The organism is Enterobacter sp. A103 (assembly GCF_034427535.1).
In the GTDB taxonomy this organism is placed as follows: domain Bacteria; phylum Pseudomonadota; class Gammaproteobacteria; order Enterobacterales; family Enterobacteriaceae; genus Enterobacter; species Enterobacter asburiae_B.
In genome coordinates, this window is the sequence record NZ_JAXQPQ010000004.1 from 171,231 (window position 1) to 196,540 (window position 25,310).

The window sequence follows — 25,310 nt, forward strand, 5'->3', positions numbered from 1 at the left end:
GATTAGCTTGAGCAAAACTGCCATATCTGGCAGGGAGTTACATCGATACACAATCAGTATTGATGATGCGGTGAAAGTGTACTGGAAGGCGGAAGTAGACAAACTGCAGATAGCAAAAAGGCGCCTTTAGGGCGCCTTTCTACATTGGTGGGTCGTGCAGGATTCGAACCTGCGACCAATTGATTAAAAGTCAACTGCTCTACCAACTGAGCTAACGACCCGAAATGGTGGGCGATGACGGGCTCGAACCGCCGACCCCCTCCGTGTAAAGGAGATGCTCTACCAACTGAGCTAATCGCCCATTTCGGAACTGCTGCGATAAGGTGAGAATGGTGGGCGATGACGGGCTCGAACCGCCGACCCCCTCCGTGTAAAGGAGATGCTCTACCAACTGAGCTAATCACCCCCGCTGTGTGGAGTCGCATTATAGGGAGAGTTGAAAATGAGTCAACGCATTTTCTAAAGTTTTTATTCGTTCGTCGTAAAATTAAACAAAACGATCGCGAAACGGGCAATGACGCATGATTTCTAAACAAAAATCGCAAACTCGGTCACGATAAAGGGATCAACATTGAGGAATCCCCCCACAGTGATAGAATATTGCCCATCGTTTTTTCCCCAGGATTTGCCGATTGCCGGCATCTTTATAACGTAAGGCCATTTCATGAAAATCAAAACTCGCTTCGCGCCGAGCCCGACAGGCTATCTGCACGTCGGTGGTGCACGTACCGCTCTCTATTCCTGGCTTTTCGCACGCCACAACAAAGGTGAGTTCGTGCTGCGTATTGAAGACACCGATCTTGAGCGCTCCACGCCAGAAGCAATTGAAGCCATTATGGATGGGATGAACTGGCTGAATCTGGAATGGGATGAAGGTCCTTACTTCCAGACCAAACGCTTTGACCGCTATAACGCCGTCATTGATGAGATGCTGGTCGCGGGCACGGCGTATAAGTGCTACTGCTCTAAAGAGCGTCTGGATGAACTGCGTGAAGCGCAGATGGCGAACGGTGAAAAGCCGCGTTATGACGGCCGCTGCCGCCACGACCATAGCGAGCATGCTGCAGATGAGCCTTGCGTGGTGCGTTTTGCTAACCCGCAAGAGGGCTCGGTGATCTTTGACGACCAGATCCGTGGCCCAATTGAATTCAGCAACCAGGAGCTGGACGATCTGATCATCCGTCGTACCGACGGTTCTCCAACCTACAACTTCTGCGTTGTGGTTGACGACTGGGATATGGAAATTACTCACGTTGTCCGTGGTGAAGACCATATCAACAATACGCCACGTCAGATCAACATCCTGAAGGCGCTGAACGCCCCTGTCCCAGTTTATGCGCACGTCTCCATGATCAACGGCGATGACGGGAAAAAACTGTCTAAACGTCACGGTGCGGTAAGCGTTATGCAGTATCGCGACGACGGTTATCTGCCGGAAGCACTGCTGAACTATCTGGTGCGTCTGGGCTGGGCCCACGGTGACCAGGAGATCTTCAGTCGCGAAGAGATGATCGAGCTGTTCTCTCTGAGTTCTGTAAGCAAATCAGCGAGCGCCTTTAATACCGACAAGCTCCTGTGGCTGAACCATCACTACATCAACACCATGCAGCCAGAATATGTGGCGACGTATCTGCAGTGGCATATTGAGCAGGCAAATATTGATACCCGCACTGGCCCTGAGCTGGCGGACCTGGTGAAACTCCTCGGCGAGCGCTGCAAAACGCTGAAAGAGATTGCCGAAAGCTGCCGCTACTTCTATGAAGAGTTTGAAGAGTTCGACGCGGACGCCGCGAAGAAACACCTCCGTCCGGTTGCGCGTCAGCCGCTGGAAGTGGTGCGCGACAAGCTGGCGGCCCTTACCGAGTGGACCGCTGAGAATGTGCATCACGCCATTCAGGCGACGGCAGACGAGCTGGAAGTCGGTATGGGTAAAGTCGGCATGCCATTGCGCGTTGCGGTGACCGGGGCGGGTCAGTCTCCGGCACTGGATGTGACGGTTCACGCCATCGGCAAGTCACGCAGCGTAGCGCGTATTAACAAGGCGCTGGACTTTATCGCTGAACGTGAAAATCAGCAGTAATTAGGCCTCAGATAAAAAACGGCAGGTTACCCTGCCGTTTTTTTTATGCCTTTTATTCCGTGAGACCGAGCCGCGTCAGAAAGCCGTGTATGCCTTCGCGTTTCAATAAGGCGTCCAGACGCCTCTGCTCTGGCTGAGTCATACTCTCCAGCGTCTCAATAATGCCCGGAGACAGGTTTGAAGAGGGTTCACTGTATGAAGCGGTGACCTCAGCGAGATGGTAAACCGCCTGACGGTTACGGATCGCCGGAAGGCTCATAATATGTTCCTTCACGCGCGCATCAATATGAATGAGCCGCGCGCGACCACCCTTCACGCCGTTGAGGCCTTCGGTTTTCCATCCCTGCTGGCGTATCCAGCGATTAACCGTTTGTCTGGCAACGCCCAAACTCTCCGCCAGCTCTTCCGTGGTCATTTTGCTGCGTAATTTTTTCATATCAGTTCTGATCGCGAATTCCTAAACGTTGCAACAATCCGGTAATCCCTTCCCGCATTAACAGCGATGTCATCTGCTTCTGCTCTTCCGGCGTCATTTCATTGGCCAGCGTCAGGAGCAGCGTGTGAAGCGAACTATCATGACTGACGCCTTCTGGCAGTTCGGACGTTTCAGTTGCCCGACGTGCGCTGCGGATAAAGTCACGGACTTTTTCGTTCACATGTACCAGGCGAGCTTTCCCGCCCTGGACGCCTGGTTTTGGTGATGTAATCCAACCCTCTTTGCGTACCCATTTATTGATGGTCTGGCGGCTATAGCCAGTGAGGAGGGCTAACTCTTCTGGCGTCATTCGTTCCTTGATCATGCAATTTCCTGGATATCAGTGGGGTTAATTAACGGCTCATTTTATAGCACCGTTTTACGTGAAAACGTGACAGGCTTAACTCCTGACTGCGAGCAGGCTCGCAAAGTGATTCATTTGCATGAATTTTCGGCGATTGAATGGCTGGGATTGATTTTGCCGTTGACACTCCGCGGTGGAATTCATATTATGCCGCCCGTCAACATGACAGCTTTACGATGGGGCTATAGCTCAGCTGGGAGAGCGCTTGCATGGCATGCAAGAGGTCAGCGGTTCGATCCCGCTTAGCTCCACCAAACTCTGAACCCAACAGAGTGCGGTCAGTAAAGTCACATGTGGGGCTATAGCTCAGCTGGGAGAGCGCTTGCATGGCATGCAAGAGGTCAGCGGTTCGATCCCGCTTAGCTCCACCAAACTCTGAACCCAACAGAGTGCGGTCAGTAAAGTCACATGTGGGGCTATAGCTCAGCTGGGAGAGCGCTTGCATGGCATGCAAGAGGTCAGCGGTTCGATCCCGCTTAGCTCCACCAAAATTGTAAACCCTCGTCAAAAGACGAGGGTTTTTTTTATGTGTTTGTAACACCCGCCACCGTATTTTGTTATCAAAAAGAAGGTATTCCCGTACCTCACCTCAATCGACATCAATAAACCAGTCTAAAAATAGACTTGAACTTGATTCGCGCAATTAATAAACCTATTATCCATCCGGTCAATAATTCTCTCGGAAAATAACGCCCAGGTTAATGAATAGAAAAACTTACAATAATGTAAAGATATTTATGATTGCTCTGGCTTTATGCCTGATTGCGGTACCTGTCTCCCGTTATCTCTCTCCCCGCGCAATTGTTAATGGTCACGACGTTTATTTAGCATGGTTACCTTTAAGCGTAATGCTGGCGGTAATTCTGCTATTTGGGCGCAGGGCTATTCTTCCCATTTTGTTAGGTTTTACTGTCACTAATTTATTCTATGTAAATTTAGCACCGCTACAATATTCAGTATTACTGTTCTGTCAGACCTTTGCGTTGTTCGCGGCGTGCGGCCTTCTGCGCATCATGCTGGGTAAGCGTTGGCGCTACTCCATCCCTAACAAGCACATCGGATTGCGGATATTCTGGCTCGGTTTTATGGTGCCAATAGGGATTAAGCTGTCGATGTATTTGGCGGGCTATTTGTTTGATTTTCCGGTGACAATTTCGACCTTTTTCGGCGAAGGGACGGTAATTTATAACGTTGTGGATATACAAAGCCTGATATGTGCGGCATTGATTTTTACCATGATGTTCTATTACCCGTTAAGAATGATAATTAATCCTCGTTATGCAATAAGTTTCTGGCGACGAAGCGTGAAGCCCGTGTTTTTTCACAAGAATTCATTATATATTTTTGCCTGGCTGGTGCTATTAAGTTTCATTCTCGTCATTTTATGTGGTCCTTTTGAATCTCCCGTCATTGCGGGCTATTTGATGCCGCTGATTTTTATTCTTTTTACCTTAGCGATAAGCCGACTGACCTATGCGTTGATTTCTCTGCTGTGGGCTGTATGTGCGCTCCTGCTGTTGACCTACAACTACAATTTCCTTAACGGGGTGGAATCGGGCCATTCGCTCTCTTTTATTCTGTCCGTGCTTATCTCATTCGCGATCTGTCTGCTTTACATGTCGCGCATTTACCAGCGCAGCGAGTGGCTTAAGCGGGGCTGGCAGGGGAGGGCGCTCACCGATCCGCTGACCGGATTGCCCAATATTCGTGCGCTGGAGGATTATCTTGAGATTCACCCGGATGCAAAAGTGAGCATTCTGCGTATGGATAACCTGGAATTTTTGAGCCGCCATTATGGGATCCTGATGCGGGTCCATTGCAAACGTACGATCGCCACGTCGCTGCAGCCTCTCCTGCAAAAAGATGAGACGCTCTTCCAGCTTCCCGGAAGCGAGCTTGTGCTGGTATTACTGGGCCCGGGAACCGCTGAGCGCCTCCAGCATATGGTTGATCGACTGAACAGCCGTAAGATTTTTTGGAACAACACCGGGCTGGATATTGAATTCGGTGCGTCCTGGGGAATGGTCGAAAACGGCGAAAAACTGCACCACACGCTGGGGCAGCTGAGCTGGCTGGCCGAGCAATCCTGCGGAGCAGCAAACAACGTGCTTGCGCTCACGAATAGCCTCGAGGCGGCATCAGGGCAAACGACAGAGCGAGTCCTGATGCTGGCGCGGATTAAGCATGCCCTGGAGGCGGGCCAGTTCCATTTATACGCGCAACCGATCCAGAAGGCGGACGGGAGCGGCTACTACGAAATTCTGGCGCGTATGGAGAGCGAGGGCGAGATCTTCACTCCTGACCGCTTTATTCCGTTGATTGCCCAGTTCAACCTTAGCCACCGGTTTGATATGTGCGTCATGGAGAAATTACTGCTGTGGCTGCGCGATCACCCTTCAACGCAGGCTGGCGCTCGTTTCTCCGTTAATCTGATGCCGCTTACGCTGATGCAAAAAGAGGTGGCGTCCGAGATTTGTGCGCTCTTTGAACGCTACGGCGTTGCGCCTCAGTCCGTCGTGATTGAGATTACCGAAGAGCAGGCCTTCTCAAATTCAGGCAGCAGCATCCACAATATTCAGCAACTGCGGGATTACGGTTTCCGGATTGCCATAGATGATTTTGGTACCGGCTACGCCAACTACGAGCGCCTCAGACGCCTGCAGGCAGACATCATTAAAATTGACGGCTGCTTTATTAAAGACATTTGTACCGATGATATGGATGCGATGATCGTGCAGTCGATGTGTAATCTGGCGAAGACGAAATCGCTGTGCGTCGTAGCGGAATACGTCGAAACACCGGCGCAGCGCGAGATGCTGCTTCGCTTCGGCGTGGATTACCTGCAGGGCTACCTGATAGGCAAACCCAAACCGCTGGAAGAATTGCGGGCATAAAAAAACCGGGAGCCAGGCTCCCGGTTTTTGTTTAACGCTAAACGTTAGAGTACCAGTGCCGCGATAGAAGCAGACAGGACGCTCACCAGCGTAGAGCCGTAAACCAGCTTCAGGCCAAAGCGAGAAACCACGTTGCCCTGTTCTTCGTTCAGACCTTTAATCGCGCCCGCGATAATCCCGATGGACGAGAAGTTCGCGAAGGAGACCAGGAACACGGACAGAATGCCTTCCGCGCGCGGAGAAAGCGTGCTGGCAATTTTCTGCAGATCCATCATCGCAACGAATTCGTTAGAAACCAGTTTGGTTGCCATGATACTGCCCACCTGCAGCGCTTCGTGAGCCGGCACACCCATCACCCATGCAACCGGGTAGAAGATGTAGCCCAGAATACCCTGGAAGGAGATACCCAGCACCGCGGCGAACAGGGCGTTCAGTGCAGAAATCAGCGCAATGAAGCCGATCAGCATGGCGGCAACGATAATCGCTACTTTGAAGCCCGCCAGAATGTACTCACCCAGCATTTCGAAGAAGCTCTGGCCTTCGTGCAGGTTTGACATCTGAATGTTCTCTTCGCTTGCGTCAACGCGGTACGGGTTGATCAGCGACAGAACGATAAAGGTGCTGAACATGTTCAGAACCAGCGCCGCAACAACATACTTTGGCTCCAGCATGGTCATATACGCGCCCACAATAGACATGGAAACGGTAGACATTGCGGTTGCCGCCATGGTGTACATGCGGTTGCGGGACATTTTGCCGAGAATATCTTTATACGCGATGAAGTTCTCAGACTGACCGAGGATCAGGGAACTGACGGCGTTGAAGGATTCCAGCTTGCCCATGCCGTTCACTTTGGATAACAGGAAACCAATTCCACGAATAACGAACGGCAGAACGCGGATGTGCTGCAGGATACCGATCAGCGCGGAGATGAAGACGATAGGGCAGAGAACCTTCAGGAAGAAGAACGCCAGACCTTCGTCGTTCATTTTACCGAAGACAAAGTTGGTCCCTTCATTGGCGAATCCGAGCAGTTTTTCGAACATTTCGGAGAAGCCTTTCACGAAGCCGAGGCCTACGTTGGAGTTCAGGAAGAACCACGCAAGTAAAACTTCAATGACCAGCAGCTGGACAACATAACGGATACGAATTTTTTTGCGGTCTGTGCTGACCAGCAATGCAAGTGCAGTAACGACAACAAGTGCCAGGACAAAATGAAGGACGCGGTCCATATTTGCTCCAAATATGAGGCAGGTTTAATTTTCGTGCACATTCTATGTAACAAGCGAAAAGAAAACGAGATCGAGGACACACTATAGTTACATCCTGTGACGAGTCTCAAAAATAGTGATCCACAATACATTTTTGTTATGTTAGGTAAATGAGTGAAAAGTTAAGTTTGTGTGCTAGTCTTCACAAAAGCGCGCGCGATTTTAGTTTCTGTTAGATCGCCCCACTTACCCGCCCGTCTATCGTTCAAAGCTATCAGAGAAATCACTGTAAACATCACAAATGATCTTGATAATCATTCTCATTTTGATAGCATTAAACATAGCAAAGGCTATATTTCAGAGGCAGAAATGACAAACAGTCGCGTAGAGGGTAGCAGTGGCAGAGCCGCGCGCAAGTTGCGGTTCGCATTAATGGGACCTGCGTTCATCGCTGCCATTGGCTATATCGATCCAGGTAACTTTGCGACCAATATTCAGGCCGGGGCCAGCTTCGGCTATAAGCTGCTGTGGGTGGTCGTCTGGGCTAACCTGATGGCGATGCTGATTCAGATGCTCTCCGCAAAGCTGGGGATTGCCACAGGTAAAAACCTGGCGGAGCAAATTCGCGACCATTATCCGCGTCCGGCCGTCTGGCTCTATTGGGTCCAGGCGGAAATTATCGCCATGGCCACTGACCTCGCTGAATTTATCGGTGCAGCGATCGGCTTTAAGCTGATTCTGGGCGTGTCGCTGTTGCAGGGGGCGGTACTGACCGGGATTGCCACTTTCCTGATCCTGATGCTGCAGCGTCGGGGTCAAAAGCCGCTGGAGAAGGTTATCGGCGGTCTGCTGCTGTTTGTCGCGGCGGCCTATATCGTCGAGCTGATTTTCTCACAGCCGAATCTGGTGCAGCTCGGTAAAGGTATGGCAATACCAAGCCTGCCAACCTCGGAAGCGGTGTTCCTGGCCGCCGGGGTATTGGGGGCGACTATCATGCCGCATGTGATTTACCTGCACTCCTCGCTGACTCAGCATCTCCACGGTGGGACGCGCAAAGAGCGTTACTCCGCCACCAAATGGGACGTGGCAATTGCCATGACCATCGCGGGGTTTGTCAATCTGGCGATGATGGCTACCGCAGCCGCCGCTTTCCACTTTAACGGCCACACCGGTATTGCCGATCTCGACCAGGCCTATCTCACGCTTGAGCCCTTACTGAGCCATGCTGCCGCCACGATATTTGGTCTCAGCCTGGTGGCTGCCGGTCTCTCTTCTACGGTAGTGGGCACGCTGGCAGGCCAGGTGGTGATGCAGGGGTTTGTCCGCTTCCATATTCCGCTATGGGTTCGTCGCTCCGTCACCATGCTCCCGTCATTTATCGTGATCCTGATGGGGCTTGATCCTACGAGAATTCTGGTCATGAGCCAGGTGCTGCTGAGCTTTGGTATCGCGCTGGCGCTGGTGCCGCTGCTGATCTTTACCAGCAACAAAACCCTGATGGGCGAACTGGTTAACTCAACGCTGGTGAAACGGACCGGGTGGGCAATCGTGGTGGTGGTAGTGGCACTGAACCTGTGGCTGCTTATTGGCACCGCATTGGGGCTCTAAAAGAAAAAGGAGCCGGGAGGCTCCTTTTTGCATTAATGGTGACCGTGGCCATGACCGTGGCCGCGTCCTTTCCCGCCGCGATCCCAGCCGCCGCGACGGTCGTCACGATCGTTCCAGCCTTCACGGTAGCCGCGCTCATACGCGTTGTCTTTATACCAGCCGCGGTGTCTGCCGTTATCATGTTTCCACCAGCGGTCTCCGCGCCACTCATAGTGACGGTTCCAGTAGTCACGGTCGCGCCAGTAGCCACCGTCCCAGTATCTGCCGTAGTCGTCACGATCGCCAATTTGTAATTTTACTGATGGCAACAGGGTGATTTCGCCCGCATTGGCGATCAGCGGGGCTGAAGCCAGTAATACCGCTGCAAGAATCAGTGACCTGAACATACTCTTTCTCCTTCACGATCGGGGCCCTTGCGGGGCCTGTTAACGCAATATTACGAGTTGGTAAAGCCTCGTTTCATCGCCTCAACTCCGAATTCCTGAGCGAGAGCACTTTTTGCTAAAGGTGATTCTATTTTGAGCTGTTCAGAATCGTGTCAATACGGACAAGTTCCTCCGCAGAGAAATGGCGGTTTTCCAGCATCCCCACGGCATCATCAATCTGGGCCGTTTTACTTGCCCCAATCAGCACTGACGTCACGTTCTCATGGCGTAATACCCAGGCCAGCGCCATCTGGGACAGCTTCTGACCGCGCTCTTCCGCCATGGCGTTCAGCTTTCTTACCTTCTCCAGCTTCTCTTCGGTGATCTGGTCAGGGTTCAGGAACTGACTGCCGCTTGCCGCGCGTGAGTCTGCCGGAATGCCGTTGAGATAGCGGTTTGTCAATTGTCCACCGGCCAGCGGCGAGAAGGGAATGCAGCCGACCCCTTTTTCCTGCAGCACGTTTAGCAGTCCCTCTTCCGGCGCACGTTCAAAAAGAGAGTATTTCGGCTGGTGGATCAGGCAGGGCGTACCGAGATCGTCAAGGATATCAATCGCCTTGCGGGCCAGTTCTGCAGGGTAGTTGGATAACCCGACATACAGGGCTTTTCCCTGGCGCACCGCATGGTCAAGCGCTTTCATGGTTTCCAGCAGCGGCGTTTGTGGGTCAGGACGGTGATGATAGAAGATATCCACATACTCCAGCCCCATGCGCTTCAGGCTTTGATCGAGGCTTGCCAGCAGATATTTGCGTGACCCCCAGTCGCCGTAAGGGCCATCCCACATGGTATAACCTGCTTTGGTAGAGACGATCAGCTCGTCGCGCCAGGGCAGGAAATCCTCCTGCAAAATACGGCCGAAATTACGTTCGGCCGATCCCGGCGGCGGGCCATAGTTGTTGGCAAGGTCGAAATGCGTAATGCCCAGATCGAACGCGCGCTGTAAAAGTTGACGGCTGTTTTCGATGAGCGTGGTGTCGCCAAAGTTATGCCACAGCCCAAGCGAGATGGCGGGCAACCTGAGTCCGCTTTGCCCGCAGCGACGATACTCCATTGTCCGATAACGATTTTTGTCCGGCTGATAACCCATTCTAATGACCTCTGGCGCTGAAGAAAAAATCAGTGTATGCGTTTACATTAACGCGAAAAAAAGCAGCATAGCGCAGCCTTTTTTGTAAAGCATTCTTTCCATGCTCTTCTTATCGCCAATTCTGGACAGTCATCACGCTTATTTAATACTCAAGGTGAGGTCAACATTAGAAGGATACCTGTTCATGCGTACCCCATACTGCGTCGCCGATTACCTGCTGGACCGTCTTACGGATTGTGGAGCCGATCATCTGTTTGGCGTGCCGGGCGACTATAACCTGCAGTTTCTCGACCATGTGATAGACAGCCCGGATATCTGTTGGGTGGGCTGTGCCAACGAGTTAAACGCCTCCTATGCCGCGGACGGATACGCCCGATGTAAGGGCTTTGCCGCGCTGCTGACGACATTTGGCGTAGGAGAGTTAAGTGCGATGAACGGCATTGCGGGCAGCTACGCTGAGCACGTTCCGGTACTGCATATTGTGGGCGCGCCGGGTACGGCGTCACAGCAAAGAGGGGAGCTGCTGCACCATACGCTGGGCGACGGTGAGTTTCGTCATTTTTACCATATGAGCGAACCGATCACCGTTGCACAGGCGATCCTGACCGAACAAAACGCCTGTTATGAGATTGACCGGGTATTGACTACCATGCTCCGGGAGCGTCGCCCCGGCTATCTGATGCTGCCTGCGGATGTGGCAAAAAAAGCCGCCACGCCTCCTGTAAACGCTCTCACTCTCAAACACGCGCATGCCGATAGCGCCTGCCTGAAGGCGCTCCGGGATGCCGCTGAGAACAGGCTGGCCATGAGCAAGCGTACTGCGCTGCTGGCCGATTTCCTTGTCCTGCGCCATGGCCTGAAGCATGCCCTACAGAAATGGGTCAAGGACGTGCCGATGGCACACGCCACCATGCTGATGGGTAAAGGCATATTTGACGAGCGTCACGCCGGTTTTTACGGCACCTACAGCGGTTCGGCGAGCGCCGGTGCGGTAAAAGAGGCGATTGAAGGGGCAGACACGGTGCTGTGCATCGGGACGCGATTTACCGATACCCTGACCGCCGGCTTCACGCATCAGCTAACCCCGTCACAAACAATTGAAGTTCAGCCTCATGCGTCACGCGTCGGTGACGTCTGGTTTACCGGCATCCCCATGCTTCAGGCAATCGAAACGCTGGTAGAGCTGTGTAAACAGCACGTGCACGATGCGCCGGCACCGTCGTCTCAAAGCACGATTGAATATCCGCAGCCGGATGGCTCGCTGACGCAGGAGAATTTCTGGAAAACGTTGCAGACGTTTATCAGCCCTGGAGACATCATCCTTGCGGATCAGGGCACCTCGGCCTTCGGCGCGATCGACCTTCGTCTGCCGGCTGATGTGAATTTTATCGTCCAGCCTCTGTGGGGATCGATCGGCTACACCCTGGCCGCAGCGTTTGGCGCGCAAACCGCCTGCCCAAACCGGCGCGTGATTGTGCTGACTGGGGATGGCGCAGCGCAGCTCACCATCCAGGAGCTTGGCTCGATGCTGCGGGATAAACAACACCCGATTATTCTGGTCCTTAACAACGAAGGGTACACGGTGGAAAGAGCGATCCACGGGCCGGAACAGCGATATAACGACATTGCGCTATGGAACTGGACGCAAATCCCGCAGGCCCTGAGCCTTGATCCTCAGGCCCAGTGCTGGCGGGTCAGCGAAGCGGAGCAGCTGGCGGATATCCTTGAGAAAGTGGCGCACCACGAGCGGCTCTCGCTGATTGAGGTGATGCTGCCGAAGGCCGATATCCCGCCGCTGCTGGGGGCGATTACTAAAGCGCTGGAAGCGCGCAATAGCGCCTGATTACTTGTCGTTTCGCCAGGCCATCATCATCGGTTTGCCCGCCAGCAGGAGCCAGGCGGGCAACATCACGATACAGAGCAGGGGGAAAAGCGTCGAATCGGGTACCACCACCGCCGCCATAAACAGGCTGAGCCAGGCGTCACGCGTGACCACCAGAACCAGCCCCAGAATAGAGCAGGAGACGGTAATGGCCGCAGGCACCGCATCGACGTGTTCGTGCAACATCAGCCCCAGCGCTACGCCGACAAAGACCACCGGGAAGATGCGTCCACCGCGAAAACCGCAGGCTGCAGCCACCACCAGCGCGGCCAGCTTAATCACGGCAAACAGCAAATAGTCGGAGACGCTAAACACCTGGCTGAAGGCCAGCTGCTGCATCTCGTCCAGACCTTTGAACAACGTCACCGTCCCGCCGATTGCCCCTAAAATACCGAGGATCAAACCTCCAGCCCCCAGAACTAACACCGGGTGTTTGAGTTTATGCATCAGCCGGTGCAGGCGAGGAAGACACCATACCGCCACCATTCCCAGCGCGATGGCGATCGCAACGACGATGGCGCCGCTGAAAATATCGGCTATCTGCATTTGCCCATAGTGGGGGAGGGAGAGTGAGAAGTGGGGATGGAAAAACAGGCTGGTCGTCAGCGCGCCAGCGGCTGCGGCCATCAGCGGGGCAAACAGCTTATCCCACAGCGGGACGTCGTTATTGCTGCTGAGCGTCTGAGAAAAGATCAGTGCGGCAGCGACGGGCGTGCCGAAAAGCGCCCCTATGGTGCCTGCGGAGGCGAGGATGGTCCAGTCCAGCGCGCCGACGCGGGGCAAAATGCGTGAACCGAGGAAAACCGCCAGGCCAATATTCACTGCCATAATCGGATGCTCCGGCCCCAGGCTGACGCCGCCGGCCAGACCGATAATCAACGCAATGAGCAGTCCGGGCAGTGCCGAAGGGGGAACCGGGGCGCCAATCAGCGGTTCCTGCGCCGGATCGGGGCCGGCATGGCCGGGACTGAAACGGATCACCAGGCCTACCGCAATACCGGTTAACGTCAGCATCACAACGATCCAGGCAGGAGAATCAGCATTGACGCCCAGTTTTGTCGGAAGCGCTGTCCATAACATGGCTTGCAGCACCGACGCGACTTTCATCACGACAATGAGCACCAGACTTGAGGCCACGCCAATAATTAGCGCCGGAATTGCCAGCAACAGCATGGTTCTGGCTCGCGGGTGGAGCATGATGATTTCCTTGTACAAAACGGCATTACGTTACTTTGCACATTAAGCTTTATGGCAATAGTGCAAAAGGTGCTGAAACGGTAAAGTTATTCTGTGACGAAGATCGATAATCCATGGGCATTCACCTTATGGCCGTTGTTGTTATCACGCCTTGAATTTACAGTGTCCCAAAGATTTATTCTGACTTTAGCGGAGCAGTAGAAGAATGACAAAGTATGCTTTGGTAGGTGATGTGGGCGGCACGAACGCGCGCCTCGCATTGTGCGATGTTAGTAGCGGTGAGATTTCCCGGGCGAAAACCTATTCCGGGCTGGATTATCCAAGCCTTGAAGCCGTTGTCCGCGTCTATCTGGAAGAGCATCAGGTGAGCGTTGAAGACGGCTGCATCGCGATAGCCTGCCCGATAACCGGCGACTGGGTCGCAATGACCAACCATACCTGGGCATTCTCTATCGCCGAGATGAAAAAAAACCTCGGTTTTTCACATCTTGAAATCATCAATGACTTCACCGCGGTGTCCATGGCGATCCCAATGCTGAAGCCAGAGCATCTGATCCAGTTTGGCGGCGCTGAACCGGTCGAAGGCAAGCCGATTGCGGTGTATGGGGCCGGTACCGGCCTCGGCGTGTCGCATCTGGTGCATGTTGCTCAGCGCTGGGTGAGCCTGCCGGGTGAAGGCGGCCACGTAGACTTTGCGCCAAACAGCGAAGAAGAGGGGATTATCCTCGAAGAGTTACGCGCTGAGATCGGCCATGTCTCCGCCGAGCGCGTCCTTTCAGGTCCGGGGCTAGTGAATCTGTATCGGGCGATTGTGAAATCAGACGGCCGTCTGCCGGAAAACCTGCAGCCGAAAGACGTCACCGAACGCGCGCTGGCGGACAGCTGCATTGACTGCCGTCGTGCCCTGTCCTTGTTTTGCGTGATCATGGGACGTTTCGGCGGCAACCTGGCGCTGACGCTGGGCACCTTCGGTGGGGTCTATATTGCGGGCGGGATCGTACCGCGCTTCCTCGACTTCTTTAAAGCCTCGGGCTTCCGCGGCGGGTTTGAAGATAAAGGGCGTTTCAGAAGCTACGTGCAGGACATTCCGGTTTATCTGATCGTGCATGACAATCCAGGACTGCTGGGTTCCGGGGCCCATCTGCGTCAGGTTCTCGGTCAAATCCTCTGATGCAGAGCCCTCTCCCGCAGGAGAGGGCCTTTTCTTTACAGGTGCATCAGCTGACGAAACTCTTTCACCTTGCTGCGGCTTACCGGCACTTGAAAATCCAGATCCTTCAGACGCAAAATGTAGGTGTTGTTAAACCACGGTTCGATCTCGCGGATCTTATTTAAATTCACGCAAAACGACCGGTGGCAGCGGAAAAAGTGTGCTGTCGGCAGCTTGCTGCAGAATTCGGTAATGTTCATCGCCATCACGTACGATTCCCGCCGCGTATAGACAAATGTCATCTTTTCGTGCGCTTCGGCGTAATAGATATCGTTGACCGGCGTCACGATGATGCGCTCGTCTTTGACCAGATTAATGGTGTCGTTTTCGCGTACCATTGGGGTGGCGCTAGCGGGAGCGGTCTGCTGCTGCCATGCGGCCTCCAGCTTTTGCAGCATGCTGACAATCCGCGACTCCTGATAAGGCTTAAGAATATAGTCAAAGGCCTCCAGCTCGAAGGCCTCTACGGCGTGCTCTTTCCAGGCGGTAACGAACACAATAAACGGCTTATGGGCAAACTGATTGATGTTTTGCGCCAGCAATACGCCATCCAGCGACGGGATATTGATATCCAGGAAAATCGCATCGACCCGGTTATGCTGCAAAAATTTCAGTACGTCCAGACCATCATCAAACGTGCCTACAATCTCCATCTGGCTGTGGGTTTTGATAAGCCAGGTGAGCTCCTGCTGAGCCAGGAATTCATCTTCTACGATGATAACTTTCATGGGTTACTCCACCTGGGGCAACAGTGATGTCGTCGTATGCGCGCGCGAGCGCTCATTCGGGACGTAAAAAGCAATTTCGGTGCCCGGCTCAAGACGTTGAATATGCAGCCCGTCGCCGTAAAGCAGCTTGACCCGGTGGTGCACGTTCAGCAGACCGATTTTATTCCCCGGCATCTCGTTAGACTCCACGCGCTCAATGACTTTTGGATCAATCCCGTGGCCGGTATCGCGCACGGCAATCCGCACCCGGTTGCCGCTTTCGGTTACGCTGATGGTGACGACGCCTTTGCCTTTACAGGGCTGAATACCGTGAACAATTGCGTTTTCGACCAGCGGCTGGATAAGCAGGCTCGGGATCACGCAGTTGACCTCTTCATCAATATCGTAAATGACCGTGAGCTTGTCGCCAAAGCGGGCCTGCTCAATCGCGATGTAGTCCTTGATCTGATACAGCTCTTTTTTGATGTCGATCTGCTCGTCATCTTTCAGCTCGATGTTGTAGCGCAGATAGCGCGACAGGTTAAAAATCAGCTGGCGCGCGGTGTCCGGATTAAGGCGAATGGACGAGGAGATAGCGTTCAGCGCGTTAAACAGGAAATGGGGATTGATTTTACTCTGCAGCGCGCGCAGTTCCGCCTTATTTGCCATCTCGCGCAGCTGTTCCGCCCGCGAAACCTCAAGCTGGGTGGAGATTATCTGCGACAGGCCGATGGCCATCTCCTGCAGCGTCGAGGTGATCTGATGCGCGTGGCAGTAATAAATTTTCAGCGTGCCCGTCACGACGCCTTTCTCCCACAGCGGGATCACCAGCATCGAGTGGATTTCCGGCGTTCGGTGGGCTTCATCATTGTTTTTAATAATGATTTTACCGTAGTTAATCGCCTGTCTGGTGGTCGGGCTTATGGTGTCATCGTTGTCGCGATAGTTGTGCTCCCCGACGCCAACGTAGGCCAGCACGTGATCAATATTGGTGATGGCGACGGCGTCAGCGTGGATGTCGTGGCGAATGATCTCGCAGACCTGACGCAACGATTCCGCGTTCACGTGGCGGAAAAGCGGCAGCGTTTTGTTGGCGATATCCAGCGCTAGCTTGGCCTGACGGGCGGCGCTGGCCTCTTTTTCCCCTTCAACGCTTTGCACCAGCAGCACGATAAAGCCGATGCACACGCTGCCCAGGATCATCGGAATACCGATTTTCGAGACGATATCCAGCCCCAGCGCGGTGGTGGGGGCCCAGACGACGACCAGGATCATGGTCAGCGTTTCGCACACCATGCCTGCGACGATCCCGGCGCGCCAGCGCTGTTTTTTCGGGATTTTGCAGCTGATCCAGCCGGAAAGCACCCCGGCGATAATGCTGGTGATAAAGCACGGCACCGCCGTTACGCCACCGATATCAATCAGGTAGCGGTGCGTCCCGGCAATCAGGCCGGTGATGACGCCCACCCACGGACCAAACAAAATTCCGCCGGACATGACGGCGATAATGCGCACGTTAACCAGCGAACCCTCTACCGGCACGCCGGACCAGGTGCTGAACAGGGCGAACAGCGAAAAGATGGCGGTAACGGCCAGCAGCTCCTTTGGCGAGTGGGCTGATTTGTGCAACAGCTCGCGAAACAGGCGAATGCGAATGAGGAAGAACAGGCAAATCAGCATTAATGCCGCACGGTCAAAAACCGCCAGCAGCATAGTGAATATTTCGTGCACGAGTAGACCTGGGAAAACGGGAAAGAACCATGATAAAAAACCTGGCGCGTATTGACCAGCTATCCGTCAGGTTTATCAAATGAGGAAAAACCATAATTTACAAAGGGGATTATCTGGCGATGACCGATGCGTCCTGTTTTTTTCCGAACGGCGCATCGTCAGGTTACTGGTTTGATATCATCCTGTTAAATAACAGCTATCAGACAGCCGATCCCGAAACAGGGGCTTCCGCTTTTAGGCGCAGCCGGGTTCCGGTTTTTAGTCGAGCGCTTTTTTTTCATTTCCCTCTCGACAGCATGATTTTTTTCAGGTTATTTTCTAAACATGCCACATCGGTGGCAGCGTCGCTCGGACGGTCCGGGCGCTAACGTTAATCTGAGGAATCTATGGCTGAATTCAGTCCTGAACGCCGTTTTACGCGTATCGATCGTCTCCCCCCTTATGTTTTCAATATCACTGCTGAACTGAAAATGGCTGCGCGTCGGCGCGGCGAAGATATTATCGATTTCAGCATGGGTAACCCTGACGGCCCAACGCCACCGCATATCGTTGAAAAGCTCTGCACGGTTGCCCAGCGCCCGGATACGCACGGCTACTCGACCTCTCGCGGTATTCCCAGGTTACGTCGCGCGATCTCGCGCTGGTATCAGGATCGCTATCAGGTTGATATCGATCCGGAAAGTGAAGCGATTGTCACCATCGGCTCGAAAGAGGGGCTGGCACACCTGATGCTGGCCACGCTGGATCATGGCGATACGGTGCTGGTGCCTAATCCAAGCTACCCGATCCATATCTACGGCGCGGTGATTGCCGGTGCGCAGGTCCGTTCTGTGCCCCTGGTGGAAGGTGTCGATTTCTTTAACGAACTGGAACGTGCGATTCGTGAAAGCTATCCGAAACCTAAGATGATGATCCTCGGTTTCCCGTCGAACCCAACGGCGCAGTGCGTGGAGCTTGATTTCTTCGAGAAAGTTGTCGCGCTGGCCAAGCGTTATGACGTGCTGGTGGTTCACGATTTAGCCTATGCAGATATCGTCTATGACGGCTGGAAAGCCCCGTCGATTATGCAGATCCCGGGCGCGCGTGATGTGGCGGTAGAGTTCTTCACCCTGTCGAAAAGCTACAACATGGCGGGCTGGCGTATTGGCTTTATGGTGGGTAACAAAACGCTGGTGAGTGCCCTGGCGCGCATTAAGAGTTACCACGACTACGGTACCTTCACGCCGCTGCAGGTCGCGGCTATCGCTGCCCTGGAAGGCGACCAGCAGTGCGTCCACGAGATTGCCGCCCAGTATAAGCGCCGCCGCGACGTGCTGGTAAAAGGGTTGCATGAAGCGGGCTGGATGGTGGAAATGCCGAAGGCGTCTATGTACGTCTGGGCAAAAATTCCGGAGCCCTATGCGGCGATGGGATCGCTGGAGTTTGCTAAAAAGCTGCTTCAGGATGCAAAGGTGTGTGTCTCGCCTGGCATTGGATTCGGTGATTATGGCGACACCCATGTGCGATTTGCCCTGATTGAAAACAGCGACCGTATTCGTCAGGCGGTTAGGGGCATCAAGAGTATGTTCCGGGCCGACGGTCTTCTGACCTCAAAGAGCGTCGCTGAACATCCCGCGTCGTCATGACATAAAAAAACAGGAGCCGTTGGCTCCTGTTTTTTTGACTGCATGTTCTTCACTAGATCATCAGGGCAAAGGTTCCGGCCCAGACTAAAACAATCACCGAAATGCCCATAAAGAAATATTTCACGTTTCATCGCTCCGCGTATCTTGTGGTACGCATTTAAAAACAGAGTCCACCTGATTATAGAGAACTGAAATCCGGTCAAAACGGAAATGAGAATTTTCCCGTTATGCCGTTAACTCCAGCTCAGAATTCTGTGCTTTCCTGTTGCCAGACGGCGCTAATGTACGCTTAAAAATGAGGGGTGACAAGAGGGATTTTTTTAAATAATTTCCGTCACTTACGAGTGTCGTGGAACGGCGACAGTTTGATTTCACTTCGCAATAAATTCACTTTGGGCGACGCATTAAAAGATAGTTACTCAGCGGGAAGACAGGTGATTGAAAAGGTTAGTTTCTTAGCGAAACTAACCTTCATGAAGGGCTAAATATAGAGCGAGGCTTCGCCAAGAGGGCGGGTTTTGAAACGACGATGCATCCACAGATACTGCTCTGGCGCGCGCATGATTTCAGTTTCGATGACTTTATTGATAAACGCTGCCGCTTCGCACTCGTTTTCCGGATAGTTAGCCATTTCAGGGGAGATGTGCAGGCGGTAGCCTGACTTATCTGCTTTTCTCACCATCGTCACGGTCAGCATAGAGGCACCAGACAGACGCGAAATGACAAAGGTGCCGTTAGTCGTAGCAACGTCTTTCACCGCAAAGAAAGGCGCAAAGCTGCTGCCTTTACGTCCATAATCCTGATCGGGTGCAAACCAGACGGCTTCTCCTTTCTTGAGAGCACCGACCATACCGCGCAGGTTATTACGGCTGATCATCGCCTTATTGGAACGCATACGGCCTCGCGTCTGCACCCATTCCATAAGCGCACTGTTGTGCGGTCTGTAGGTTGCCATCATTGGCTGGCAAAGCCCCATCACGCGGCCGCCCAGCTCCAGCGACATAAAGTGAACGCCGACGACCATCACGCCGCGTTTTTGCATCTGCGCGCGTTTAAGGTTATCCAGGCCTTCCACGTCAAACCATTTGCGGACACGTTCATCTGGCCAAAACCATGCCATGCCGGTTTCAAGCAGCGCCATGCCGATAGACTTGAAGTTTTCAGCGATGAGTTTCTCACGCTCCTCTGCATTGTACTGCGGAAAACAAAGCTCAATATTTTTACGCGCGATGGATTCGCGACGTTTCAGGAAAACGCGGGAAGCGCTGCCCAGTTTTGACCCCAGCAAGCGCAGGACAGGGTACGGAAGTTGAACCAGCAACCAGAGTACGCCAAGGCCAAACCATGTAAACCAGTAACGCGGGTGTAAAAACGCACGTTGAAATTTGGATTGAGACAAAATAGTAGAACCTATGTGAAGCCTGTAAAGGTAGCGCAGAGTTTGCGATACGACGTGCCGATAAGACCGTTCTTCAAGGTGATGGTTGCAGGCTTTACCGAACTTTACGGCGGCGTTGCCTGGCCACTGCTGATTTGGGCGGGCGGCGTAATGTAGCACCGTTATACGATATGTGCTATTACTCGTTTTTGATTAAAAAAGCGGCGATCCGGGAGGTGTTTGATTTTACACTGTATAAACTCCAGAAGGGAGAGCAGTTCTCATGCCTGAGAGGAGAACTGAAGTCTTTGCGCAAGGAGGACTGGGCCGACAAAAGAGCAGCAGTGTTTATTTTCGGACCCGCATCTAGATTTTATTTTCCTTCGAATAATAAATAAGAATTTTCTTTGTGAAAATTCTTATTTATTATTCATGTCATCAATCAATTCATCACTCTTCTTAATTCATTAACCTCTGTCATTTATCTGCTTGCAATAACCTGTTGGCGTTCCTTCGTCTTTTTTTAATATCATGTTGTGATGCAAATCAAAACAAGATGGTTTTATTAGCATCTCTCTGGCTGCGATCCTTCTTACGGTACAAATATTCGCTTTGCGTGAAAAAAGCAGTGTCTTTCCCTGAGCTGAATGGATAATCCGTAATAATATCTTAGTGGAAAATTCTTAAGAAATTTCTCATTGCGGATAAATGATCTGTGTATTTGATTTTGCATCGATCATTATTCTAATATTGCGCATCAAGAACGATACCGTGAAGTTGGCGTAGCAAAAACAAAGAGGGATGATGAGATGGCTGACAGTTTTCAGAATGAGGTGCCTAAGGCACGTATTAACCTGAAGCTTGACCTGCATACTGGCGGGGCAAGCAAGAAAATGGAATTACCGCTTAAATTACTGGTTGCGGGTGATTTCAGTAATGGACAAGAGTCTGCTCAAATATCTGAGCGTGAGAAAGTTAACATCACGAAAAATAATTTCGACAGTGTTCTTTCTGAATACTCCCCAAAACTTAATCTAACCGTTAAAAATACGCTCTCTGATGATGGTGGTGAGGAAAATGTTCAGCTGACTTTCCAGAGCATGAAAGATTTCACGCCAGAGCAGGTGACGGCCAGGGGCGGTAGCGTGCCTGAACAAGAGGGAACGACATGGAACATCATTCAGCAGTCCTGTTACGACGACTTAACCCTTATTGCGCCAGAGCACTGGAGGGCGCGGCTTCTTTATGTCAGACCCGTGCACATGCAGAAATCACGCCTGAGCACTGGCTCCTGAAACTGCTGGAGCAGGGGGAAGGTGACCTGACCGTTCTTGCCCGACGCTATGAATGGGATATGGATGCCGTCTGGCAGTCACTTCTGAGCTGGATGGATGCACAGCCTCGTTCAGTTCGCACACGCCCGGAGCTTTCTGCTTCCCTCCAGACCCTTCTGAAACAGGCCTGGCTTGCCGCCACGCTCGCGGGAGATGAGCAGATACGCAGCATACATTTGCTTACGGCCATGGTTGAAACGTCAGGGTTGACACGCTGTGATGGCCTCTGGCCTTTAATGACGCTGACCACCAGCCAGCTGGAAAGGTTACGTCCCCTGCTGGAAGCCCAGTCGGATGAGCGGCATGACGTTGCGCTCAGTGAGCAGTCTGGCAATGTCAGCATTATTGGCCGGGCTGCACCGTTACAGCATGAAGCACAAAATCAGGCTGAAGGCGGAAGTGCGCAGCCTGCCGTTTCACAGGAAGAGTCCGTTCTCAATCGTTTTACAGTTGATGTGACTGCCCGTGCCCGGGAAGGAAAAATTGACCCGGTCTTTGGACGCGATAACGAAATCCGTCAGATGGTGGATATTCTCTCCAGACGCAGGAAGAACAACCCGATCCTCGTGGGTGAACCCGGCGTTGGCAAAACGGCCCTGGTTGAAGGCCTGGCGCTACGTATTGCTGAGGGGAATGTGCCCGAAAGTCTTAAGCCCGTCATCGTCAGAACACTGGATCTGGGTTTGCTTCAGGCGGGTGCCGGTGTAAAGGGGGAGTTCGAACAGCGTCTGAAAAATATCATCGACGCCGTCCAGCACTCCCCGGTGCCGGTGCTGCTGTTTATTGATGAAGCGCACACCATTATCGGTGCCGGTAATCAGGCGGGCGGGGCAGATGCGGCTACCGAAGGACCTTATCAGCCAGACACAGCAGCAGCTAGCCCGGCTGGATAAATTACCTCCTGACTGGAATATTGCTTACAGTCGTCAGTTGATTGAGCAGGCCAGGGTACTGTGGTCAGAGCAAGCTGAACCCATGGCATTACACTGGCAGCAACAACTCAATGCTGCAGCATTGCCGGCAGAACGCCTGAATGGCTGGTATCAGGGGATGACAACGTTACAAAAACTGAGTGATCGCCTTAATGGGCTTGATGAGCAAAAGGGAAAATACATAACGGTCAGCGAACTGAAATCCGTTGTATTTTCCATCCGACAGTCTTTTAACCAGTCCATACCGGCTGAAGAACAACTGCGTGTATTGTCAGAAAATCCTGCTGGAGTACCTTTACCTGCCGCTGCGAGATCTCAACTGGAGATGCATCTGAAACAACTGACTGCCCGATATGCTGAAATAAAACAGAATGCATCAGAGTAAAATGGTGCTAAGAGTATGTGTGATTCAGTCTGTTACCATAATAACCGTGCCCTGTGGAGAGTCGGGGATTTAACCTTTCAGGGAAAAAATATTCCTCGACATTTGTCGCGGAGATTGCTTTGCGATTAGGACGGACTCCTGGTGCATTGAGGCTAAAAACTGACAAGCTCAGATGTCGAAAAAAGAAAAGTGCACCGTTGCAGACGGACAGAACAGCAATGGGGGTTATCACGGATAAAGGCGTATCTCAGTCGGACAGCTTTGCGAAGTACGAAGCGGCTTTTTTAATATGTCCCGTTCGTCGGTAGCCCACTTCAGGTCTTTCTGGAGACGGCGGATCTTGGCCTGAGCATCTATCTTCTCTTTATTAGTGGAAGAATCCGGACCGTACTTCTTTCTCCAGGCGTAAAGGCTATGGGTGGCGATATCGAGACGTGTTAAAACGCTGTAAACAGAATGACTACGATCTACAACCTGTTTGACTGCATCAATTTTGAACTCTTCAGGATAACGCTGACCGCCCATGAGCACCTCTCTTTAAGCCATATTAAATGACTTTGAGGTATCTGTTAAACCCGTGGCGATTCAATTTCGGCAGACTTTAAGAGAGATAAATATGGTGTCCCCTGCAGGAATCGAACCTGCAACTAGCCCTTAGGAGGGGCTCGTTATATCCATTTAACTAAGGGGACGAGGCGGCACGAGTATAGCCTTATTTACACTTTGCGTTAAGCGCATCGCCGCCTGACTGCTCAAAGAGTCACCATTCAGGTCGATTTTTTTGTCGATTTATCATCATTTTCCCGTGCCTTGAGCTCAGCTTTGCGTTTGTTCGACATGTCGTTACGAATTTGGGCATGGCTTAACAGCGCGAAGATAAACGTTCCGCCGCAAATGTTTCCCGCCAGCGTCGGAAGGGCAAACGGCCAGAAGAAATCGCTCCAGTGAAGCGTACCGTTAAAGACCAGATAGAGGATTTCAACGGTACCGACCACAATATGCGTGGTGTCCGCCAGCGCAATCAGCCAGGTCATCAATATGATCACCACAATTTTGGCGCTTCCCGCTGAAGGAAACATCCAGACCATCGTGGCGATAATCCAGCCTGAGATGATGGCGTTTGAGAACATCTCGACCGGCGTGTTTTTCATTACGTCCATGCCGATTTTCACAAACGCATCCCGGGTGGGTTCATCAAAGATCGGCATATATTCAAACGCCCATGCCGCGATGCCCGTGCCGATGATATTACCCAGCAGAACCACGCTCCAGAGCCGCATCAATAAACCGAAATTACCAAGTGTGGGGTTTTGCATCACCGGCAGAACGGCGGTCACCGTGTTTTCGGTAAACAGCTGCTGGCGGGCCATGATGACAATAATAAAGCCGAAGGTATAGCCGAGGTTTTCCAGTAAAAATCCACCGGGTACGCCTTCCAGCTGCACATGAAATATCCCTTTTGCAAGCAGAGATGCGCCCATTGATAGCCCGGCAGCGATGGCTGACCAGAAGAGGGCCATCGCGTCGCGCTCCATCTCTTTTTCACCATCCTGGCGTATATGCTCGTGGATGGCCATTGCGCGGGAGGGGAGGCGATCTTCATCAATTTCTATCTTCTCGCCGCGCGCTTTCTCCTCGCTTTCAATTTCAAGCTCCTCAGTGCTCTCGCCAATTTTTTCTTCGCCTACATCTTTCATATCTGCTCCCGGAGGTTGATCTTTCTGTTAAGCGTAGCGGCTTTTATCGGGATGCCTGTGGGGATGCTCTTAAATTGGCGGCAATGACAACAAAGGTGATACATCTCTTTCAAAGTCATTATAAAATTGCCAGCGAAACGAATTCCAAAAGCCAGGCTATGCTGAGATCAGAGTCACGGTGGTTACTGCCCGTAATTGTGCTCATAGACATCGGTAAACGTGCTGTTACAATCGCTTGCACGTTTACAGACGGAGCGTCAACGGCTCCGTTACGGATGGCAATCAACGATAGCCATACTGAACAGGGAGATATTTATGAAACTTCGGCTGTCGGCGCTTGCGCTTGGCGCGACGATGCTTGTGGGCTGCGCCAGCTCCGGTGAGCAAACGGGACGCTCCGATCCTCTCGAAGGATTTAACCGCTCAATGTATAGCTTCAACTACAACGTACTGGACCCGTATGTGGTTCGTCCGGTGGCAGTAGCATGGCGCGATTATGTTCCACAACCTGCGCGTAACGGGTTAAGTAACTTTACCAGCAACCTCGAAGAGCCTGCGGTAATGGTGAACTACTTCCTGCAGGGCGACCCGTATCAGGGGATGGTCCACTTTACCCGCTTCTTCCTGAACTCCATTCTGGGTATGGGTGGCTTTATTGATGTTGCAGGTATGGCTAACCAGAAACTGCAGCGTGAACAGCCGCACCGTTTCGGCAGCACGATGGGACACTATGGCGTCGGGTATGGTCCGTACGTGCATTTACCGTTCTACGGTAGCTTCACCCTCCGTGATGATGGCGGCGATATGGTGGATACGCTGTATCCGGTCCTTTCGTGGCTGACCTGGCCGCTGTCGGTGGGTAAATGGACGGTGGAAGGGATTGAAACACGCGCGCAACTGCTCGACTCTGATGGTCTGCTGCGCCAGTCTTCTGACCCGTACATTATGGTGCGTGAAGCGTACTTCCAGAATCATGACTTTATTGCCAACGGCGGCAAGCTGAAGCCGGAAGAGAATCCAAACGCGAAGGCGATCGAAAACGAACTAAAAGATATCGATTCGGAGTAAATAAAAAAGGTGAGCAATGC

21 protein-coding genes, 7 tRNA genes and 3 pseudogenes are annotated in these 25,310 nt (G+C 52.5%); 15 read left to right on the forward strand and 16 right to left on the reverse strand.

Annotated features, from left to right (window positions below; genetic code table 11):
- Positions 1 to 145: 145 nt before the first annotated feature.
- The 3 genes from SPH27_RS13420 to SPH27_RS13430 form a co-directional block, all read right to left on the reverse strand.
- Positions 146 to 221, reverse strand: a tRNA-Lys gene (locus SPH27_RS13420).
- Positions 222 to 225: 4 nt separating this feature from the next.
- Positions 226 to 301, reverse strand: a tRNA-Val gene (locus SPH27_RS13425).
- Positions 302 to 330: 29 nt separating this feature from the next.
- A tRNA-Val gene (locus tag SPH27_RS13430) sits at positions 331 to 406 on the reverse strand.
- A gap of 258 nt (positions 407 to 664) precedes the next feature.
- On the opposite strand from SPH27_RS13430, the gene gltX reads away from it, so the two are divergent.
- Complete coding sequence (gene gltX / locus SPH27_RS13435) at positions 665 to 2,080, forward strand: glutamate--tRNA ligase (RefSeq protein WP_033146145.1); 1,416 nt, start codon at positions 665 to 667, stop codon at positions 2,078 to 2,080.
- A gap of 52 nt (positions 2,081 to 2,132) precedes the next feature.
- Here gltX and SPH27_RS13440 read toward each other — a convergent pair whose 3' ends face one another.
- Together SPH27_RS13440 and SPH27_RS13445 are read right to left on the reverse strand one after the other, a co-directional pair.
- Positions 2,133 to 2,516, reverse strand: coding sequence for a YfeC-like transcriptional regulator (locus tag SPH27_RS13440; RefSeq protein ID WP_033146144.1), 384 nt, complete (start codon positions 2,514 to 2,516; stop codon positions 2,133 to 2,135).
- A gap of 1 nt (position 2,517) precedes the next feature.
- Entirely contained in the window at positions 2,518 to 2,880 is a 363-nt protein-coding gene (locus SPH27_RS13445; RefSeq protein ID WP_033146143.1) for a YfeC-like transcriptional regulator, read from the reverse strand.
- 217 nt (positions 2,881 to 3,097) lie between these two features.
- Between SPH27_RS13445 and SPH27_RS13450 the strand changes: the two genes are divergently transcribed.
- The 4 genes from SPH27_RS13450 (at position 3,098) to SPH27_RS13465 (ending at position 5,813) form a co-directional block, all read left to right on the forward strand.
- A tRNA-Ala gene (locus SPH27_RS13450) sits at positions 3,098 to 3,173 on the forward strand.
- Positions 3,174 to 3,214: 41 nt separating this feature from the next.
- A tRNA-Ala gene (locus tag SPH27_RS13455) sits at positions 3,215 to 3,290 on the forward strand.
- 41 nt (positions 3,291 to 3,331) lie between these two features.
- A tRNA-Ala gene (locus SPH27_RS13460) sits at positions 3,332 to 3,407 on the forward strand.
- A 213-nt stretch (positions 3,408 to 3,620) separates the two neighbouring features.
- Entirely contained in the window at positions 3,621 to 5,813 is a 2,193-nt protein-coding gene (locus SPH27_RS13465; RefSeq protein WP_182071340.1) for an EAL domain-containing protein, read from the forward strand.
- 44 nt (positions 5,814 to 5,857) lie between these two features.
- Here SPH27_RS13465 and SPH27_RS13470 read toward each other — a convergent pair whose 3' ends face one another.
- Complete coding sequence (locus SPH27_RS13470) at positions 5,858 to 7,045, reverse strand: NupC/NupG family nucleoside CNT transporter (protein ID WP_008501591.1); 1,188 nt, start codon at positions 7,043 to 7,045, stop codon at positions 5,858 to 5,860.
- 348 nt (positions 7,046 to 7,393) lie between these two features.
- On the opposite strand from SPH27_RS13470, the gene SPH27_RS13475 reads away from it, so the two are divergent.
- A complete protein-coding gene (locus SPH27_RS13475) occupies positions 7,394 to 8,632 on the forward strand; it encodes an Nramp family divalent metal transporter (RefSeq protein WP_033146141.1) in 1,239 nt (412 codons plus the stop codon).
- A gap of 32 nt (positions 8,633 to 8,664) precedes the next feature.
- Here the strand turns inward: SPH27_RS13475 and SPH27_RS13480 are convergent, their stop codons facing one another.
- Both SPH27_RS13480 and mgrA read right to left on the reverse strand, forming a co-directional pair.
- Complete coding sequence (locus SPH27_RS13480; RefSeq protein WP_023308717.1) at positions 8,665 to 9,018, reverse strand: DUF2502 domain-containing protein; 354 nt, start codon at positions 9,016 to 9,018, stop codon at positions 8,665 to 8,667.
- A gap of 127 nt (positions 9,019 to 9,145) precedes the next feature.
- Positions 9,146 to 10,144, reverse strand: coding sequence for an L-glyceraldehyde 3-phosphate reductase (gene mgrA / locus SPH27_RS13485; protein ID WP_039263691.1), 999 nt, complete (start codon positions 10,142 to 10,144; stop codon positions 9,146 to 9,148).
- Positions 10,145 to 10,328: 184 nt separating this feature from the next.
- On the opposite strand from mgrA, the gene ipdC reads away from it, so the two are divergent.
- Positions 10,329 to 11,987, forward strand: coding sequence for an indolepyruvate decarboxylase (ipdC, locus tag SPH27_RS13490; RefSeq protein ID WP_182071339.1), 1,659 nt, complete (start codon positions 10,329 to 10,331; stop codon positions 11,985 to 11,987).
- Here ipdC and SPH27_RS13495 read toward each other — a convergent pair whose 3' ends face one another.
- Positions 11,988 to 13,223 carry an ion channel protein gene (locus SPH27_RS13495; RefSeq protein ID WP_047060687.1) on the reverse strand — a complete coding sequence of 412 codons (1,236 nt, stop codon included), beginning with the start codon at positions 13,221 to 13,223 and terminating at the stop codon, positions 11,988 to 11,990.
- A 205-nt stretch (positions 13,224 to 13,428) separates the two neighbouring features.
- Here SPH27_RS13495 and glk point away from each other — a divergent pair, with 205 nt between their 5' ends.
- Entirely contained in the window at positions 13,429 to 14,394 is a 966-nt protein-coding gene (gene glk, locus SPH27_RS13500; RefSeq protein WP_023308713.1) for a glucokinase, read from the forward strand.
- Between the two features lie 35 nt (positions 14,395 to 14,429).
- Here the strand turns inward: glk and SPH27_RS13505 are convergent, their stop codons facing one another.
- Together SPH27_RS13505 and SPH27_RS13510 are read right to left on the reverse strand one after the other, a co-directional pair.
- Positions 14,430 to 15,161: a LytR/AlgR family response regulator transcription factor gene (locus SPH27_RS13505; RefSeq protein WP_045889204.1), complete on the reverse strand. Its 732-nt coding sequence runs from the start codon at positions 15,159 to 15,161 to the stop codon at positions 14,430 to 14,432.
- 3 nt (positions 15,162 to 15,164) lie between these two features.
- Positions 15,165 to 16,871 (reverse strand): sensor histidine kinase, encoded by a 1,707-nt coding sequence (locus tag SPH27_RS13510; RefSeq protein WP_047060684.1) that lies wholly within the window; start codon positions 16,869 to 16,871, stop codon positions 15,165 to 15,167.
- A gap of 119 nt (positions 16,872 to 16,990) precedes the next feature.
- Here SPH27_RS13510 and SPH27_RS13515 point away from each other — a divergent pair, with 119 nt between their 5' ends.
- Both SPH27_RS13515 and alaC read left to right on the forward strand, forming a co-directional pair.
- Positions 16,991 to 17,239, forward strand: coding sequence for a hypothetical protein (locus tag SPH27_RS13515; protein WP_139153144.1), 249 nt, complete (start codon positions 16,991 to 16,993; stop codon positions 17,237 to 17,239).
- 18 nt (positions 17,240 to 17,257) lie between these two features.
- Positions 17,258 to 18,496, forward strand: a complete 1,239-nt coding sequence (gene alaC, locus SPH27_RS13520) for an alanine transaminase (protein ID WP_182071338.1) — start codon at positions 17,258 to 17,260, stop codon at positions 18,494 to 18,496.
- Positions 18,497 to 18,548: 52 nt separating this feature from the next.
- On the opposite strand, the gene ypdK is transcribed toward alaC, so the two are convergent.
- Positions 18,549 to 18,620 (reverse strand): membrane protein YpdK, encoded by a 72-nt coding sequence (gene ypdK, locus SPH27_RS13525; RefSeq protein ID WP_099458937.1) that lies wholly within the window; start codon positions 18,618 to 18,620, stop codon positions 18,549 to 18,551.
- Between the two features lie 357 nt (positions 18,621 to 18,977).
- Entirely contained in the window at positions 18,978 to 19,898 is a 921-nt protein-coding gene (gene lpxP / locus SPH27_RS13530; RefSeq protein ID WP_024907634.1) for a kdo(2)-lipid IV(A) palmitoleoyltransferase, read from the reverse strand.
- Positions 19,899 to 19,910: 12 nt separating this feature from the next.
- Here lpxP and SPH27_RS13535 point away from each other — a divergent pair, with 12 nt between their 5' ends.
- The 4 genes and pseudogenes from SPH27_RS13535 to SPH27_RS13550 form a co-directional block, all read left to right on the forward strand.
- Complete coding sequence (locus SPH27_RS13535) at positions 19,911 to 20,051, forward strand: hypothetical protein (RefSeq protein WP_162531704.1); 141 nt, start codon at positions 19,911 to 19,913, stop codon at positions 20,049 to 20,051.
- A 632-nt stretch (positions 20,052 to 20,683) separates the two neighbouring features.
- A complete protein-coding gene (tssB, locus tag SPH27_RS13540) occupies positions 20,684 to 21,169 on the forward strand; it encodes a type VI secretion system contractile sheath small subunit (RefSeq protein WP_259346747.1) in 486 nt (161 codons plus the stop codon).
- Positions 21,100 to 22,050 (forward strand): annotated as a pseudogene (locus SPH27_RS13545) (AAA family ATPase); the annotation flags it as partial. The gene tssB and the pseudogene SPH27_RS13545, both read left to right, overlap by 70 nt.
- Positions 22,040 to 22,525 (forward strand): annotated as a pseudogene (locus tag SPH27_RS13550) (VasL domain-containing protein); the annotation flags it as partial. The pseudogenes SPH27_RS13545 and SPH27_RS13550, both read left to right, overlap by 11 nt.
- A 231-nt stretch (positions 22,526 to 22,756) precedes the next feature.
- Here SPH27_RS13550 and SPH27_RS13555 read toward each other — a convergent pair.
- The 3 genes and pseudogenes from SPH27_RS13555 to SPH27_RS13565 all read right to left on the reverse strand — a co-directional run.
- Positions 22,757 to 23,050 (reverse strand): annotated as a pseudogene (locus SPH27_RS13555) (transposase); the annotation flags it as partial.
- A 92-nt stretch (positions 23,051 to 23,142) separates the two neighbouring features.
- Positions 23,143 to 23,217, reverse strand: a tRNA-Arg gene (locus SPH27_RS13560).
- 75 nt (positions 23,218 to 23,292) lie between these two features.
- The gene (locus SPH27_RS13565) at positions 23,293 to 24,222 is read right to left on the reverse strand and encodes a formate/nitrite transporter family protein (RefSeq protein ID WP_029740160.1); all 930 of its coding nucleotides are present in this window, start codon (positions 24,220 to 24,222) and stop codon (positions 23,293 to 23,295) included.
- A gap of 315 nt (positions 24,223 to 24,537) precedes the next feature.
- On the opposite strand from SPH27_RS13565, the gene mlaA reads away from it, so the two are divergent.
- Complete coding sequence (mlaA, locus tag SPH27_RS13570; protein ID WP_023312585.1) at positions 24,538 to 25,290, forward strand: phospholipid-binding lipoprotein MlaA; 753 nt, start codon at positions 24,538 to 24,540, stop codon at positions 25,288 to 25,290.
- The last annotated feature ends 20 nt before the right edge of the window (positions 25,291 to 25,310 follow it).